The sequence below is a fragment of the Wolbachia endosymbiont of Drosophila innubila genome (genome assembly GCF_021378375.1).
GTDB lineage: Bacteria > Pseudomonadota > Alphaproteobacteria > Rickettsiales > Anaplasmataceae > Wolbachia > Wolbachia pipientis.
In genome coordinates, this window is record NZ_CP076228.1 from 462827 (window position 1) to 478421 (window position 15595).

Consider the following 15595-nt stretch of genomic DNA (forward strand, 5'->3'; position numbering starts at 1 on the left):
CTTATTGTTCATATAATATACCCTTCACTAATAATAAATTATTTTTAAATGTTTACTGTTATTTTCTTAGCAGTATTGGCATAAAGCCATAGCTTTTGGGTGAAGTCAAATCAAATTTTCAATTTTTTTTTTGTTTATTTTTATGAAAAGGTAGAAGATATTAATAGCTGCTAATTTCTTTAAACGATGTTGTCGTAGATTCGTATTTTTATACACCAAAAAGGGTATCTTTGATGTCTCCTACAGCTCCAAACTCATAGCATCCATTTGCCGGCCTTTTAAGGCGCTTTATAGAAGGGTTAATAAAAGATGTAAAAGGACGTCTAAGGTGCGTAGTAGCATTCTAAAGCCATCTATGGGAAACATTTTTTTCATCAACGCATTCAAAACTTAAAAAAATAAAAAACTTGAACATTTCTTCAGAATTATGTATAATTATTAATGCTTTTTAAGGTTCTTTCTTATGACTTTTTCTAAGTTTCTTGATCCCAAAAATGATGTATCGTTTAAGCGTATCTTCGGTACTGAAAAAAATAGAGATATCCTTATTCACTTCCTCAATGATATTCTTGGCTTTACTGGTAAAAATGAAATAAAGGATATAGAGTTTTTAAGTACTATTCAAGACCCCGATATCGCCGCTAAAAAGCAAAGTATTGTTGATGTTCTCTGTAGAGATTCTACAGGTGCTCAATACATTTGCGAAATGCAGGTCGCTAAAACTAAAGGCTTTGAAAAACGTGCCCAATACTATGCTGCTAAAGCTTACTCAAGGCAAGCTGATAAAGGTGACCAGTATCATAACCTTAAGGAAATTATCTTCATTGCTATAGCAGATTGTGTACTGTTTCCTAATAAATCTGAGTACAAATCAAAGCATACTATTCGAGATGAAGACACTAATGAGCATGATCTAAAAGATTTCTATTTTATATTTATTGAGTTGCCAAAATTTCCAAAGAATAAGGAAGATCAGTTGGAAAATATAGTTGAAAAATGGGTTTATTTTTTTCGATATGCAGATGAGACTAGTGAAGAAGAGCTGGAAAAAATAATAGGTAGTGATGTAATAATTAAAAAGGCCTATGAAGAGCTAAATAGATTCAACTGGTCAGAAAAAGAATTTATTGCCTATGAACAGGAAATAAAACGTATTCTTGATGAACAGGCTGTCCTCGCTCAAAAACTTGATGATGCTACTGAAAAAGGTAGAGAAGAAGGTAAAGAAGAAGGCATCCAAATCGGACATGAAAAAGGCAGAAAAGCAGAGAAAATCGAAGTGGCAAAGAACTCACTTAAGGCCGGTGTCTCTATTGATGTTATCGCTCAAATTACCGGCCTTTCGATAGATGAAATTCAAAAATTAAGGAATTAATACTTTACCTTAACCTCTAGCTTGAGTTAAATGACATTGAACAGAAGTATTATTTAGATAACTTTTAGGCTCCAAGCTTATTTGTTGTTCTTTTACGTCACTCACTTCTAATCTGCTTAACATTTGTTGCATTAATTGATTTATTACTGGGTCTATTCTTCTATTAAATTCAGCCATAAACTTATCAAACTTTTTCGGACTTAATCTACCGGGATCTCCGGGTTCTCTACCAGGCAATGCTTCCTCTGCGTATGATTTTAAAATCCCTGAAATTTCATTAAATTCACCACTCCTAATTTTTTCATTAATCTTCTCAAATAATTTCTCAAAATTAATATCTAAGCAGTGCATTTTTATACCACCTTTCGATTCAGCTTGCTTCTCTAATACTTCCTTGAACGACTTTATAATATCCGATGTGTAAAAAAGAGCCTTTACAGGATTAACATCAGAAAACTTAGGAAGAGGACACTTTTTATCTAGAAAAGCTTGTAACAAGAAAAACATCAAGCTAGCATTATTACTCGCACAAACTTCACGACTAAATTGGCTAGTATATTGGATATTTGGGTTTCTTACTGTATCAGAATGATTGGAGCTACTTCCTGCTGTACCAGAACGGCTAGAGCTATTTTCTGAAAATGAAGGCAACGCAGCCCTTAAAGGGGAAGAGATAAACTGAAAAACACCTTTAACAGCATCTATCCATGAAGACGGCTTACTTGCTCCGCTTGTAGCTCCTATTTTGTTATAGCCTATTTCGTCACTTTGCGATGAATTGTCTGATGCATTATCATAAGATAGATCACACTTAGCTTCTTTTGTAATACTATATTGTACATCACGCTTCTTGCGAGTAGATCCACAATCCTCAATTTTCCATTGACATGGACTATCTTTGCCCCTGGCCTCCAAGTAAATACTCTCCTTCTATCCCTATCATGGCTAAGATAATCACTAGCAGGATATAAATACTCATTAAAATAAGTGCTTTTTATATATATGTTGTTATCTTCAGGTTCAAATTTCCATTGACATGAACTATCTTTGCCCCCTGGCCTCCAAGTAAATACTCTCCTTCTATCCCTATCATGGCTAAGATAATCACTAGCAGGATATAAATACTCATTACTATAGTAAACACTTTTAATACATACCTCCGATGAAAATACTGCATTCTTTACTGACTCTGGTAATTCTCCTTTTATCCTTTCAAGCTCAGATTTTTTTTCCGAATGAACATTATGGTAATTACTCATCTCCATAATTCTTTTTACATAACGGGCTAACCTAAACTCCGCATTCTCTACACCTTTAACTTCAATACTAGCTCCAATATTGAGAAGATTTGTAACTTCACTAATATTCCCACTTTCTACAGCAGCAAATAAAAGTCTATCATACTCACTTTGCTTTGGTCCTAAAAAGTTTACTACTTCTGACTGACGAGAGGTATTTGCTACATCTAAAGGTTTTCCACCATCCTTATTTTTAGCTCCAATGTTAGCCCCCTTATCTATAAGAAATCTAATTATCTCTAAATGACCTCCTTCAGCAGCCCTATGCAAAGATGTGTAACCATCACTATCTCTAGCTTCAATATTAGCCCCTTTCTCAAGAAGTTCTCTAACGTCACTAAGGCGTCCTGCTCCTGCAGCACTAACTAATAAATCATCATTGTTTAAAGTCATTTGTCCCTCCACATTTATAAAAACTTACCTAACTTAACTAAGCAATCACACTATAACAAGCCACTCTTACCCTGAGCTTTTTTCTTTCCTCAAGCAACACAGAAAGGACCATCTTCCCTCAGAGGTTGTCCGGAAACTAGTAAATTCAAGCATATTCCCTCTTTAACATAACCCTACTCATAGCTAGGTATATGAAATTCTCAGTGGATGTTGTGAGTAAATCATACTCCTTCGATAGCCTTCTATTCCTATTAACCCAAGCAAAAGTCCTTTCTACAACCCATCTTCTTGGCTGTACTTTTTAAACCCTTGTTCTCTTGTTGGTAGTAGCTCAGGTGGCGTATCTTTGTGCACCCAAAATCTACATGGAGGCCTTTTAACAATTTCAATATCTATGTCATATTCTTCCTTTATGTGATTCTTTAAATTTCTTCCTTGGTATCCCATGTCAGCCCACATTTTTTAACTTTAGTATATTTTGTTCTCATATTGTTTAATGCTATTTTAATACCATCTCTATCATTTTCGTTAGCAGCGCCTACGTAACAACCTAGTATAAAACCCTGAGTGTCTGTAATTATATGCCTTTTTCTACCCTTTACTTTTTACTTCCATCATAGCTTTGATCCCCCTTTTCTGTAGTCTTTACAGATTGACTATCTACTATACAGGCACTCGGCTGCTCATTCTTTCCTATTTTTCTTCTACTATATTTTGTAATTTCATAATTCATTTTCTCAAAAATTCCCTGCTTCTTCCATTGCCTGAACTGCTCATACACAGTCTTCCATAGCGGAAAATCATTTGGTAAATACCGCCATTGACACCCTGTACGCAATACATAGAAAATTGCTTCTAATATTTCTTTTTTGCTATACTTTGGCAGCCTTCCTCCTTTCTTGTATGATACTCTGAAGTGTTTTTCTATTCTTGCCCATTCCCTTTCGCTTAGATCTGTTGGATACTTTTTTCTCATCTTTACCCCGTACTAAAATTTCAGATATTATAGCCTTTTACTTGTTTCCGGACAACCTCTTAGCAGATATTCAAAAAATATATCAAGCTTCTAAATGTAGATATGGAGCTCCTAAAATTCATGCTGAATTGAAGGCTTTGGGTAAAAGTTGCAATTTGAAAACGGTGCAAAGTATTATGCAGAAAAATGACATCAGGGCTATACTGAAAAGAAAGTTTAAAATTAAAAAACAACAAACAGATAATAGAGCTGTAGCTCCCAATATACTAGATCAAAACTTTATTGTTGATCAACCAAATAAAGTATGGGATTACTTATATAAAACCAAAAGAAGGATGGCTATATTTGGCAACAATAATCGATCTATATTCACGCATGGTAGTTAATGAGCAGTTCAATAAATAAACAATTGGTTATGGACTCTTTATTAATGGCCGTTAACAAGCGTAAACCTGCCAAAAATCTACTATTACATAGTGATCAAGGTTCACAATATACTTCGCAAGGTTATCAATATCTCTTATCCATAAAAACATAGATGAGTCATAAAGGTTGTTGTTACGACAATTCTGTTGTGGAAAGCTTCTTTAGCTCATTGAAAAGAGAAATACTTATTGATACTTCACAACACTCTGCTCAACAAACTAGAACTGCAATATTTGAATACATAGAAATTTTTTATAACAAACAACGTCACTATTAACTATTGCATTCCTGAGCATTTTGATTCATCATTCTCTTTGTGAAAAACATTCCAAACTTTCTCTCCACTTTTTCTGGGTAAGGTCAGTTTCCATTTGGTTCAAACTCGGATACAATTTCCCCAGAGCTGGGTAATCTCATACCAGAACCATCTGCTGCAATAAGTCTATAGCCTCTCCAACTCAGGTTCATCCTGATAGGCTGTTTGGATGCTTAAATTCTTGAAAAAGCCTGTATGGCAAATCTTATACCTTGCTTTAGAAAAAGCTTGCTTTGAGGGTACATGTCAATGGCTCCATAAGTTCACATTCTATTCCCAAACTTTTTTTAACTAACTTTAAAATCATAGAAAATACTGTCGAAAAAGGAAGTTTTCTTGTTCGTGTAAAACTCAACACAATGGATTTTCTGAAAAGTTTTCGAGTATATTGCATTTTTAATTTGTAAGATAAGATCTTTTCCTTTTTGCATGCCTCACCTAAAAAAGACACATTTTAAACTTTTTTGTTGCAATAAAATAGAAACAAAAGTGCTGTCCCTTGCACTCTTTGGATAATTTAATGATAAAAAATTTGGAGAGAAATTTTATACACTATCGCTGATATTTTTCCTTAAGTTGACGCCATTGCCTGAACGGATACATGACAAATCTATCGTTTATCAAATCGTCGGTAAGCCTAAAGCTATAGCCATTAAGCACGATAAAGAAAATCATTCATAATCGCTATAGCAACTAGTGTAGACACTTGACGTTCCTTGTGATTTGATAAATAGAGGTTTTTATCTGACTTCACAACAAGGGCTTCTGGATGACTTTGAAAGTGAACATTACCATGCTTATCTTCAATAGCCTCTATTACCCCCTCACTGGAAAATGCTGCAACTTTATATCCAAGTGACTCCAATTTTCTTCTATTTTCTGGTGTATTACTTACTGCTCCTGAATGAGCATCTGGAAAATATGTTGAAAACCAGCCATTTTCATTAGGTATTAGGAATTTGGCTACTACTTCTGCTAAACGACTATTTGGAACGATCTTTATCTGCTGGAGAGGTAGATCCTCTTTCTGTGGATTAGGTGCTGATTTTAAATGAGATCTTCGTTTCTCTTCATCACTCACAACACTCACTACTTCAATTCCCTTTGCATTCATTATGCCTTCACATATGCCAAGTAAATGAATTGCAGGGTTATCATCCACTATTTTTACAATTGCTTCAGTAACAAGCTGGCGACAAGGAGTGGGTGCTGAGTGTAAATTATCCGGAATAAATATTCTATTTATTTTGTGCTCTTTAACAAACTTTGCAACTTCAACTTTTATTCGGTCTAATGTTAGCTTCTTTGCCAATGTTTCATCTTGTTTTGCAAAGATAAGCGACTTTTCTTGGATTTCTTTTAAGTTAATTATTTTATTGCAGTCAATGAGTACGGTTTTAACTCCAAAGTTATTAAACATCTCGTAGATATTTTGAGATAGCCCAAGCTCATGTGCTTCTTCCGTTTTCAACAAACCAACAACTATGTCATTATTTACTGTATTTTCTGCCGTCAAGACAGTTGACGCTGGTTCTTCTTTTCTGGTTACATGTTGAGATGCCGGTTTTTCACTAACGCCAGCATAAGTAATATTGCTTAATAATAGAACTATAATTAATAAGATATTAAATAGTTTATTATAATATTTATATACTATGACTTGCCTCCCTAATATTTATATTACGATATAGAGTATTTTATAACAAAAAGGCAAGTTTGCCAAGAAAGAGAAGGTGGCCTGAGCAGGAATCGAACCAGCGACACAAGGATTTTCAGTCCTTTGCTCTACCAACTGAGCTATCAGGCCAACTGTATACTTTTATTTTTAGATAAAAAATGTTATCATGTCTATCAAAAGTTTTTAAAGTAGTTTATAAAAATAAAGGATGAACATTAATGACAAAATAGGAATCTACCCTGGCACATTTGACCCTATAACTTTTGGGCATCTTGACATAATCAAAAGAGCGTGTAAACTAGTCGATAAATTAATAATAGGAGTTGCAGAAAACGTTAATAAGCATACTGCCTTTGACACAAAGCTACGCACAAGCATGGCTGAAAATGAAATCAAAGGGCTAGGAATTGATGCAGATGTTATATCTTTTAATGGGTTGCTAGTGAAGTTTGCCAAAGAGCAGAATGCTTCTGTTATTATTAGGGGATTAAGAGCAGTATCGGATTTTGATTACGAGTTTCAAATGAGCTGGGTAAATTATAAACTTCTTCCTGAAATCGAAACCATATTTCTTCCTGCTTCTGAAGATACTCAATTTATCTCATCAAGCTTTGTAAAGGAAATAGCAAGATTAGGAGAAGATGTTAGCAAATTTGTATCAAAAGGTGTTCAAAACGAATTGATTAACCTGAATAGGATAAAAAATGGAGAATAGTGCTTGTTGTTTTTTATTTCTGAATGGGTATATTCAATATATAAAATGTTATAAGCTAAAGGAGCAGCATGTCAAAAGTGAGGGTTAATAATAGAAAAGTTTGTTGTCATGGTGATGAGAATGATGAGGGTTCCGGCCATCCATTAATATATTTAGATATGGGAGAAGAAGAGGAAATAGCCTGCCCTTATTGTGAAAAGACGTTTGTCCATGACTGCACTGTAGAAGCGGTTGGGGAGCTGACTAGGGATGAGCTCTAATGGCACTTCTGCAGACTTAGCTTATGTAAATAGCAATAAGAGGGGCAGTAAAAATGAAACTGTCCATACGGTCGAGCACTCCCCCATGGCCAGGTATCATATTTCCACTATCTTTAACACCGTAAGCTCTTTTAACAAGCGACTCAGTGAAATCGCCAAGTTGCGCTAGAATAGCAATTGCAAGGCCAATGATTGGAGAATAAAAAATTGAAAATAGACCAAAAAATATTGATCCAAAAATTGTGCACACTACTCCAGCTAAAATCGCACCAAGAAGTCCTGCCCAAGTTTTTCCAGGGCTAATAATTGGGCAAATTTTAGCTCCACCAAAATTCTTGCCAAACAGGTAGGCAGTAACGTCAATTCCCCAAATGGTTAAGACGAACCATACTAATGCGTATTTTCCCTGTGGTAGATTATATAAATATATTAATGAGGCGCTTGGTAGTGCAATCAATAATAATGCAAAAACGTATAAAATTTTGTTTCCCTGGGTTAGATTATACCATTCAAAAGAAGATAAAACTGCTATCGAAAAAATCAATAGGTAAAACGATAAATCACTGAAATATGTAGCAAAGAAAAATATGAATAATATTACTATTGAGGACAACATTCTAATTATAAAATTATTATCTACCATATTTTTTCTCTCTTTTTGTATAATCTTCTAATGCTTTACTCAAATCTTGACAAGAAAAATCAGGCCATAAAGTATCACAAAAATACAATTCAGCATAAGCTGCTTGCCATAATAAAAAGTTGCTTAACCTTTTTTCGCCGCCAGTGCGAATTAATAAATCCAATTTTGGCAAATCTTTAGTATATAGAAATTTTTCAAATTCCTCTTCTGATACATAAGCAATATTTTCTTTTATAATATTGCTTATAGCTTGTGTAATTTCTTGCTTTGCTCCGTAACTGACTGCCACAGTGAGTAATAAACCATCGTTCTTATGTGTCATTTCTTCTGCTTTTTTAATTTGATCCAATATTTTACTGGGTAACAGACTTAAATTGCCAATAAAATTCAACTTAATGTTACAATTGTAAATGAAATTGACTTTATCTTCATTAGTTAAAACGGAGTAAAATAAATCAAATAGACAGTCAGTTTCGTTTTTAGGTCTAAGCCAATTCTCCATAGAGAATGCATACAAAGTTAAGTAGGGTATAGTTAAGTCCGTACAATACTTGGCAATATCGTATGCAACTTCACTGCCCTTTTTATAACCATCAATTTTTACCCTTCCTTGATTGTTCGCCCATCTACCATTACCATCCATAATAATTGCTAAATGTTTCGGTAAAGATTCTTGATTCAACATTTAAATTTAACCTAATTTTGACTTGAGTGAAATTTTTTGGATTTCAATGGACACCTGGAAGGTGTCAGCTACTTGCATGACAGGAAGAGAGTTACTGTAGTGACACCAATAGTTGATACTTGAATGCAAAATTGGTGTCATCCCAGTGCTCCGACACTGGGATCCAGGAAATTTGATTTCAAACAAGTGCATCAGATAGTTGTATAGTAAAGACTGGATTCCAGTGTCAAACACTGGAATGACATCATTTGCTATGTAAGCTTTCTCCATATCATTTAGTGATTCAGTATATCCTTTTCTTTGATGGACAATTCACCATCAATCTTTTTTATATTATCATCAGTAATATTTTGTATTTCCTTCTTAGCACCATGAAAATCATCTTCTGAGATTTCTTTATTTTCCTTCATTTTTTCTGTTTCTTCCATAATATCTCTACGTATATTTCTAATGGCAATCCGTGCATTTTCAGCAAACTGATGCAATAATTTCACTAATTTTTCACGGGTTTCTTGTGTCAAGTCCGGAAGAGCTATACGTATGGTGCTACCCTCGACAACAGGATTTAAATTCAGGTTAGCATTTAATATAGCGTTTTTCACTTCACCTACAACACTAATGTCCCAAACTTTAATTGATAGGGTTTTGTTATCTATAACCGAAACGCCTGCAACTTGATTTAACTTTTGATGCCCACCATAGATGTTTACAACTATACCATCAAGCAAAGATGCACTAGCTCTACCAGTGCGTACGCCTTTAATATCATCATGAAAGGACTGAATAGTTTTTAGCATTCTTTCTTTTGTTTTAGCTTTTATTTCATTTAACATAAATTACCTACTGTTTACAATCTGAAACTATAGTATAAGTACCTTGACCCTTAATAATATTGACTATTTTTTCTCCCTTCAAAGAAAAAACTATAATTGGAATAGAATTCTCACGAGCAAGTGAAATTGCTGATGCATCCATAACTTTTAAATCACGAGTCAATAAATCCGTGTAAGAAAGCCTATCATACATTACAGCATCCTCATTTTTTTTCGGATCAGCGGAGTATACACCATTTACTTGCGTACCCTTTAGAATAACATCACAATTCATTTCAACAGCACGTAAGGCTGCAGCTGTATCTGTAGTAAAAAATGGGTTGCCTGTGCCTGCTGCAAAAATTACCACTCTACCTTTTTCTAAATGACGAATAGCTTTCCTTCTGATGTAAGGTTCGCATACAGTGGCCATGGGTATTGCAGATAATACCCTAGAAGCTACTAAATTTTTTTCTAAAAAGTTTTGTAAAATTAAAGCATTGATTATAGTTGCAAGCATTCCAATATAATCACTGCTTGCTCTTTCACAACCACTTAAAGACGCAGATGTGCCACGAAAGATATTACCACCACCAACAACAATACATACCTGAACTCCAAGATTACAAACTTCAACTATGCCTTTAGATAACTCACCTATAGTCTCCATATCGTGACCAAATTGCTTTGATCCCATCAAAGCCTCACCAGAGATTTTAAATAACACCCTGGAATATTTTATTTCGCTTTTTTCATTTGTTGAAATAAACATTTTTTGCTATTTAATCTGCATCACCCAAAACAAGTAACTTGTAATTAGAGAGTTTAACAGCACTCAACTCGCTTGATTTTATAAAATCAGAAATCTTCATCTTATCATCCTTTATAAATTTTTGCTCCAGTAAAACAACTTCTTCATAGTACTTAGCCATTCGTCCATCTACTATTTTTTTTGCTACTTCTTCAGGTTTATTTAAGCTCCTCACTTGCTCTTCAATTATAGAACGTTCGTTGTTCAACTTCATTTGATCTAAATCATCTATAGACAAAGCTTCAGGCTTCATAGCAACTACATGCATAGCTATTTGTTTCCCAATCTCTTGTAGCTTCGCCTTATCACCAGATGATTGCAATGCAATTAAAGCACCAATCTTACCTAAGCCACACACATCACCATGTACGTAGCCAGCAATAACTCCATCCTTAGCTTCTAAGTAACAAAGCTTGCTTAACTCTAGCTTCTCACCAAGAACTGACGTACCATTCATAATAGCTTCCTGCACTGTGCCAATGCTTTCATACTTGGCATTTTTTAACTCATCAACGCTAGTACAGCGTTCTTGATGAGCAATGGATGCTAAATTTAAAACTAACTCTATAAATTTCTCATTCCTTGCGACAAAATCGGTTTCGCAATTGAGTTCAATCAATACACCACAATTTTCAGTCAAACACATAGCAACGAGCCCATCTGAAGCTACTCTATCAGATTTTTTGTCAGCTTTAGCAAGACCTATTGTACGTAACTTATCAACGGCTTTCTTAATGTCACCATCACATTCTTCTAATGCTTTTTTACAGTCACTTAAGCCAAGCCCTGTTCTATCACGTAATTCTCTTATATCATCTGGATTCATCTTCATTTGTTACTACCTCCCTTTCTTCTTCTTTGTAAACTTTACTACGTCTCCTTTTAGTTTGCACAATACCATCTTCTTTTTCTTGAATAAACTCATCACCCCTTATATCATCAATCTTAACTCCAGATTTTGCTAGACTAGACTCTATTCCAGCTAATATAGAGTCGGTAGCTAATTTACAATAGAGCTCTATTGATTTTCTTGAGTCATCATTTCCAGGTATTAGATAAGTAATACCATCTGGATCAGAATTAGTATCAAGTATTGCAACTATTGGAATTCCTAACTTCTTAGCCTCCTTAACCGCTATATGCTCTTTATTAGTATCAATGATGAATAAGATATCAGGAATTGCTCCCATTTCTCTAATACCGCCAAGCGCCTTATCAAGCTTTTGCTTTTTCTTTTCAATGTTTCCCAATTCTTTCTTTGTTAAAATGCTATCCTCGTCATTTAATATTTTCTCATATTGCATCAAGGTTTTTATCGAAGAAGAAACAGTGCCCCAATTAGTAAGCATACCACCAAGCCAACGATGATTCACATAATATTGACCACAACGAATCGCTTCACTTGCAATAATATCACAAGCTTGAAACTTTGTACCAACAAATAGAATGCGACCACCTTGAAATGCAACGTCATATAAAGCCTTCATGGCCACCTGTAGCAATGGTAGTGTTTTTCGCAAATCAATTATATGTATACGATTTTCTCGATGCACTCCATATATGTATGGAGCCATTTTTGCGTTCCAGCGACTAATTTTGTGACCAAAATGTACACCAGATTCAGCTAAATCACGCACAGTGACTTTAGGCAAATTTGTCATATATCATTCCTCCAAATAGTTTATCTTCCATGGCATAACCCTAATGGGACTACTTGTACAAGCCATGTGTGAAATTAAATTATTTACATAGTAATAGAAAAGACAGCAAAGCGCAAACAAAAAATATTGACAAAGGGCAACATGTTTATTAGCTTTAAAGTTGAAGCCCGAAAATGCTAAAAAGAAATTAGGGGGGTGTAGCTCAGTTGGTTAGAGCGCATGCCTGTCACGCATGAGGTCGTGAGTTCAAGTCTCATCACTCCCGCCATATTAGTTTTAGCATAACTTGGAATTCGCAGTATTATTGCCGGTATTGAGAAACGCCTTCACCAAACTTGACATGGCATGGTATTGTAATTAATACTTAAATAGGTTTGTTTTTATCATTAACAATTAGGATTAAATATGCTCATTTCTGAAGTTTTTGCAGCAGATGCAACTAGCAATACATCAAGTATCGGCGCATCTTTTGCTAGTTTTATTCCACTGATTTTAATATTTGTGGCATTTTATTTTCTCATTATTCGCCCGCAACAAAAAAAACTAAAAGAACATAGAAAGATGATAGATCAAATAAAACGTGGTGATACAGTCATTACTTCTGGTGGAATAATAGGTGAAGTTAATAAAGTTGATGAGGCAAATGCACAATTTATAATAGAAATAGCACCAAAAGTTGAGATAAAAGTTCTAAAGTCCGCTATATCTGAGGTTTTAAGCAAAGAAACTCAAAAAGTAGCAGCTAAACCAATTAAAAAGGTAAAATCGAAAGAATGATAAAAAGAATATAAATCAACCAGTAATAAAGGCAAAAATGCTTAACATGTTTAGAAAAAAGTTTGTTTGGTGATCCATTTGTGTGCGGAATATTTGGTGTAGTAAGTAGCGGTGATTCAGTAATACCAACCTTACTAACTGGGTTACAAAAATTGGAATATAGGGGATATGATTCCTCAGGTATAGCAATCATAAATAACGAAGGTAAGATAGAAGTCAAAAAATCAGAAGGTAAAGTCGAAAGGTTATGTGAAGTTGTTGATGACAGCAAGATGTCTCACAGTACAGTTGGTATAGCACATACTCGCTGGGCTACACATGGAGTCCCAGGCCTTAAAAATGCTCACCCCATTCGTACAAATAATGTTGTTGTTGCTCATAACGGCATAATTGAGAATTACAATCTGCTAAAAAAGGGTCTAGAAGAAAGGGGCATGTCATTCCATACTGACACTGACACAGAGATCATACCAAACATGCTAACCTTATATCTTGATGAAGGATTGTCGCCAATTGATTCTCTATCTAAGTGTTTAAACAACTTACATGGCTCATTTGCCTTGGTCTTATTATTTGCAGAATATCCAGACGCCTTATTTGTTGCGAAGAGAAATTTGCCTTTAGCAATAGGCTATAACTGTAACACAGTGTTTGCTGCATCTGACTCTAATGCTTTAAGTGCATTTGTGGAAAGAATATCGCATTTGGAAGATGATGACATTGCAGTGATAAAATCTAGTGGAGTTAGTATATACAACAATGGTACACAAGTTAAACGCAGTATAGAAAATAGTAGTCCAAGTGATTTTCTAATTAGCAAAAATGGTTACCCTAGCTTCATGTTAAAAGAGATTTTTGAGCAACCGCGTGCATTAAACAAAACAATAAATCAATTTTACAAGCAATATAAAGAGGTAATATTTGCTAACAAAAAATTGTTTTCTGAGCTGAGTTACATTACTATAGTTGGATGCGGGTCATCTTATTTTGCTGGGCTAATAGCAAAGTATTGGCTGGAAAATGTCGCTCAAGTTCGAGTATATCTAGAAATCTCATCAGAATTTAGGTATAGCAACGTCAAGCTGGAAGAAGGCAGCATTGGGTTATTTATCTCTCAATCTGGTGAAACTGCAGATACCATAGAAGCGCTGCGTTATGCAAAATCACAGAAGCAAACAATCATTAGTATAACTAATACATTTAGCAGCAGCATTGAAAAGATCTCAGATATTGTGTTACATACTCTTGCTGGGCCAGAAATTGGTGTTGCTTCAACAAAAACCTTTTCTGCGCAACTTGCAACTTTAGCATGCTTTGCCGTGGAGCTTGGAAAAATAAAAGGTGTACTGGGTGGAGAGAGAATAAAACAGCTAAGCAACGCTATTAACTCTATTCCCGAGTATGTTGAGCACGTTTTGAATGTGATGAAAATACAACATATATCGGACAGTATATTAGAACACAATAACGTTATTTTAATCGGCAGAGGAAGTTCATACGGAGTTGCAATGGAAGGCGCATTGAAAATAAAAGAGCTTTCATATATCAATACAACTGGTATTGCAGCGGGAGAAATGAAGCATGGTTCTATTGCTTTAATAGACTCTACTGTGCTTGTTATAGCAATTATCCCTTATGATGATTTATTCTTTAAAACGCTATCTAATATACAAGAGATTATTGCAAGAAAAGGCAAAGTAATTGCCTTCAGTGATAAACAAGGAGCGCCATTCCTAAGGGGAGTTTGCGCAGATGTGGTGCAACTTCCAGACACTGATAATTTTATCTCTCCAATCATCTACAGTGTTGCTATGCAATTCCTTGCTTACTTTACTGCAGCAAAAAAAGGGTTAGATGCAGATTGTCCAAGAAATTTAGCTAAGTCTGTCACGGTTGAGTAGTCCATTTAAAGTTAAAGCTAAACTTCTAATTAAGGTGACCAGACTGCATTCTGTGATTTTTAGCAAAACACGATACACAATCGTCATTCCGCTACTTGTTAGCGGAATCTATGCCGAGATACCGCGGCGGTATGACGGTTCGCGGCGGCATAGCTATCTTCAAAAATATGGTTGAATAGTTGTTAATAATAGTGTATAATTATTAATCTTTTCTCAGTATTTTTACTATGGCTCTTTCTAAATTTCTCGATCCAAAGTTAGATTTAACATTTAAGAAAATCTTTGGCACTGAAAAAAATAAGAATATTCTTATCCATTTTTTAAACGATATTTTAGGATGTACTGAAGTCAACACTATACAAGAAGTAGAATTCTTAAGCACCATTATGGACCCTGAAATTGCTTCTGATAAACAAAGCATTGTTGATGTTCTTTGCAGAGATTCTAGTGGGAACAGGTATATAATTGAGATGGTGCGACCTGAAAGCCTTCGGTCATATTGTTTATAAAAGGAGAGGAATTCATTCAGAAAGAAACTGAAAGGATTCTAAAGCTTATTGAGCCAGATGTTTTGCCATCTGAGTCTACGCATCAGTGCGAATTGGGTAACCAGTTGGTGCTGAGCGACGCGGACAATGAACCTCCTCTTGATAAAGAAGATGCTCAATCGTGAGAGAAAGCATAAACTACAAGCATCATGTGGTTGGAGGGCTAGGCTTAGTGGTATGGTGAACGTAAGTGAAGCTTCATAAGTATCGTAACGATTAAAGAGCTAAAGATGCTGATAAGCTCCGACCAAAAGGTAATGTGACATTTTTCATTTCTGGATGTACGCAAATAATAATTCCACCGGTATAGAGAAGCCACC

At 34.9% G+C, this 15595-nt stretch carries 16 protein-coding genes, 2 tRNA genes and 4 pseudogenes; 9 read left to right on the forward strand and 13 right to left on the reverse strand.

Features of this window, described 5'->3' with window-relative positions; translation table 11 throughout:
• Positions 1-463 precede the first annotated feature (463 nt).
• Positions 464-1375: an Rpn family recombination-promoting nuclease/putative transposase gene (locus J4T77_RS02320; protein WP_015589128.1), complete on the forward strand. Its 912-nt coding sequence runs from the start codon at positions 464-466 to the stop codon at positions 1373-1375.
• A 9-nt stretch (positions 1376-1384) separates the two neighbouring features.
• Here J4T77_RS02320 and J4T77_RS02325 read toward each other — a convergent pair whose 3' ends face one another.
• The 3 genes and pseudogenes from J4T77_RS02325 to J4T77_RS02335 all read right to left on the reverse strand — a co-directional run bounded on the left by J4T77_RS02325 (position 1385) and on the right by J4T77_RS02335 (position 4042).
• Positions 1385-2203: a hypothetical protein gene (locus J4T77_RS02325; protein WP_233641165.1), complete on the reverse strand. Its 819-nt coding sequence runs from the start codon at positions 2201-2203 to the stop codon at positions 1385-1387.
• Positions 2131-3066, reverse strand: coding sequence for an ankyrin repeat domain-containing protein (locus tag J4T77_RS02330; protein ID WP_233641098.1), 936 nt, complete (start codon positions 3064-3066; stop codon positions 2131-2133). The genes J4T77_RS02325 and J4T77_RS02330 overlap by 73 nt, the downstream gene beginning before the upstream one ends.
• A 145-nt stretch (positions 3067-3211) precedes the next feature.
• Positions 3212-4042 (reverse strand): annotated as a pseudogene (locus J4T77_RS02335) (IS5 family transposase).
• 50 nt (positions 4043-4092) lie between these two features.
• Between J4T77_RS02335 and J4T77_RS07515 the strand changes: the two are divergent.
• A pseudogene (locus J4T77_RS07515) lies at positions 4093-4788 on the forward strand (IS3 family transposase); the annotation flags it as partial.
• Positions 4789-4834: 46 nt separating this feature from the next.
• On the opposite strand, the pseudogene J4T77_RS02350 reads toward J4T77_RS07515, so the two are convergent.
• The 3 genes and pseudogenes from J4T77_RS02350 to J4T77_RS02360 form a co-directional block, all read right to left on the reverse strand.
• Positions 4835-5215, reverse strand: a pseudogene (locus J4T77_RS02350) (IS4-like element ISWosp8 family transposase); the annotation flags it as partial.
• A gap of 221 nt (positions 5216-5436) precedes the next feature.
• Positions 5437-6300, reverse strand: a complete 864-nt coding sequence (locus J4T77_RS02355) for a gamma-glutamyl-gamma-aminobutyrate hydrolase family protein (protein ID WP_190321222.1) — start codon at positions 6298-6300, stop codon at positions 5437-5439.
• Between the two features lie 218 nt (positions 6301-6518).
• A tRNA-Phe gene (locus J4T77_RS02360) sits at positions 6519-6591 on the reverse strand.
• Between the two features lie 79 nt (positions 6592-6670).
• Here J4T77_RS02360 and coaD point away from each other — a divergent pair.
• Positions 6671-7177 carry a pantetheine-phosphate adenylyltransferase gene (coaD, locus tag J4T77_RS02365; protein WP_006279325.1) on the forward strand — a complete coding sequence of 169 codons (507 nt, stop codon included), beginning with the start codon at positions 6671-6673 and terminating at the stop codon, positions 7175-7177.
• A gap of 68 nt (positions 7178-7245) precedes the next feature.
• A complete protein-coding gene (locus J4T77_RS02370) occupies positions 7246-7437 on the forward strand; it encodes a zinc-finger domain-containing protein (RefSeq protein WP_006279326.1) in 192 nt (63 codons plus the stop codon).
• Between the two features lie 16 nt (positions 7438-7453).
• Here J4T77_RS02370 and J4T77_RS02375 read toward each other — a convergent pair whose 3' ends face one another.
• Genes J4T77_RS02375 through rpsB form a run of 7 tightly spaced genes read right to left on the reverse strand, consistent with a single transcriptional unit; the run spans position 7454 to position 12049 of the window.
• Entirely contained in the window at positions 7454-8080 is a 627-nt protein-coding gene (locus tag J4T77_RS02375; RefSeq protein WP_190321221.1) for a phosphatidate cytidylyltransferase, read from the reverse strand.
• A complete protein-coding gene (uppS, locus tag J4T77_RS02380; protein ID WP_006279327.1) occupies positions 8070-8765 on the reverse strand; it encodes a polyprenyl diphosphate synthase in 696 nt (231 codons plus the stop codon). The genes J4T77_RS02375 and uppS overlap by 11 nt, the downstream gene beginning before the upstream one ends.
• A gap of 6 nt (positions 8766-8771) precedes the next feature.
• A complete protein-coding gene (locus tag J4T77_RS07360; protein ID WP_010962657.1) occupies positions 8772-9035 on the reverse strand; it encodes a hypothetical protein in 264 nt (87 codons plus the stop codon).
• Positions 9036-9040: 5 nt separating this feature from the next.
• Positions 9041-9598 (reverse strand): ribosome recycling factor, encoded by a 558-nt coding sequence (gene frr / locus J4T77_RS02390; RefSeq protein ID WP_010962658.1) that lies wholly within the window; start codon positions 9596-9598, stop codon positions 9041-9043.
• A gap of 7 nt (positions 9599-9605) precedes the next feature.
• Positions 9606-10343 carry a UMP kinase gene (gene pyrH / locus J4T77_RS02395; RefSeq protein WP_369800793.1) on the reverse strand — a complete coding sequence of 246 codons (738 nt, stop codon included), beginning with the start codon at positions 10341-10343 and terminating at the stop codon, positions 9606-9608.
• A 16-nt stretch (positions 10344-10359) separates the two neighbouring features.
• On the reverse strand, positions 10360-11220 hold the full coding sequence (gene tsf / locus J4T77_RS02400) for a translation elongation factor Ts (protein ID WP_070356839.1): 861 nt from the start codon (positions 11218-11220) through the stop codon (positions 10360-10362).
• Entirely contained in the window at positions 11201-12049 is an 849-nt protein-coding gene (rpsB, locus tag J4T77_RS02405; RefSeq protein WP_190321220.1) for a 30S ribosomal protein S2, read from the reverse strand. Before rpsB ends, tsf begins: the two co-directional genes overlap by 20 nt.
• 191 nt (positions 12050-12240) lie before the next feature.
• Between rpsB and J4T77_RS02410 the strand changes: the two genes are divergently transcribed.
• The 5 genes and pseudogenes from J4T77_RS02410 (at position 12241) to J4T77_RS02430 (ending at position 15400) form a co-directional block, all read left to right on the forward strand.
• Positions 12241-12317, forward strand: a tRNA-Asp gene (locus J4T77_RS02410).
• Between the two features lie 137 nt (positions 12318-12454).
• The gene (gene yajC / locus J4T77_RS02415) at positions 12455-12826 is read left to right on the forward strand and encodes a preprotein translocase subunit YajC (protein ID WP_190321219.1); all 372 of its coding nucleotides are present in this window, start codon (positions 12455-12457) and stop codon (positions 12824-12826) included.
• A gap of 80 nt (positions 12827-12906) precedes the next feature.
• Positions 12907-14727 (forward strand): glutamine--fructose-6-phosphate transaminase (isomerizing), encoded by a 1821-nt coding sequence (gene glmS / locus J4T77_RS02420; RefSeq protein WP_190321233.1) that lies wholly within the window; start codon positions 12907-12909, stop codon positions 14725-14727.
• Between the two features lie 227 nt (positions 14728-14954).
• Positions 14955-15200, forward strand: a pseudogene (locus J4T77_RS02425) (PD-(D/E)XK nuclease family transposase); the annotation flags it as partial.
• 26 nt (positions 15201-15226) lie between these two features.
• Complete coding sequence (locus J4T77_RS02430; protein WP_233641023.1) at positions 15227-15400, forward strand: hypothetical protein; 174 nt, start codon at positions 15227-15229, stop codon at positions 15398-15400.
• Positions 15401-15595: the final 195 nt, after the last annotated feature.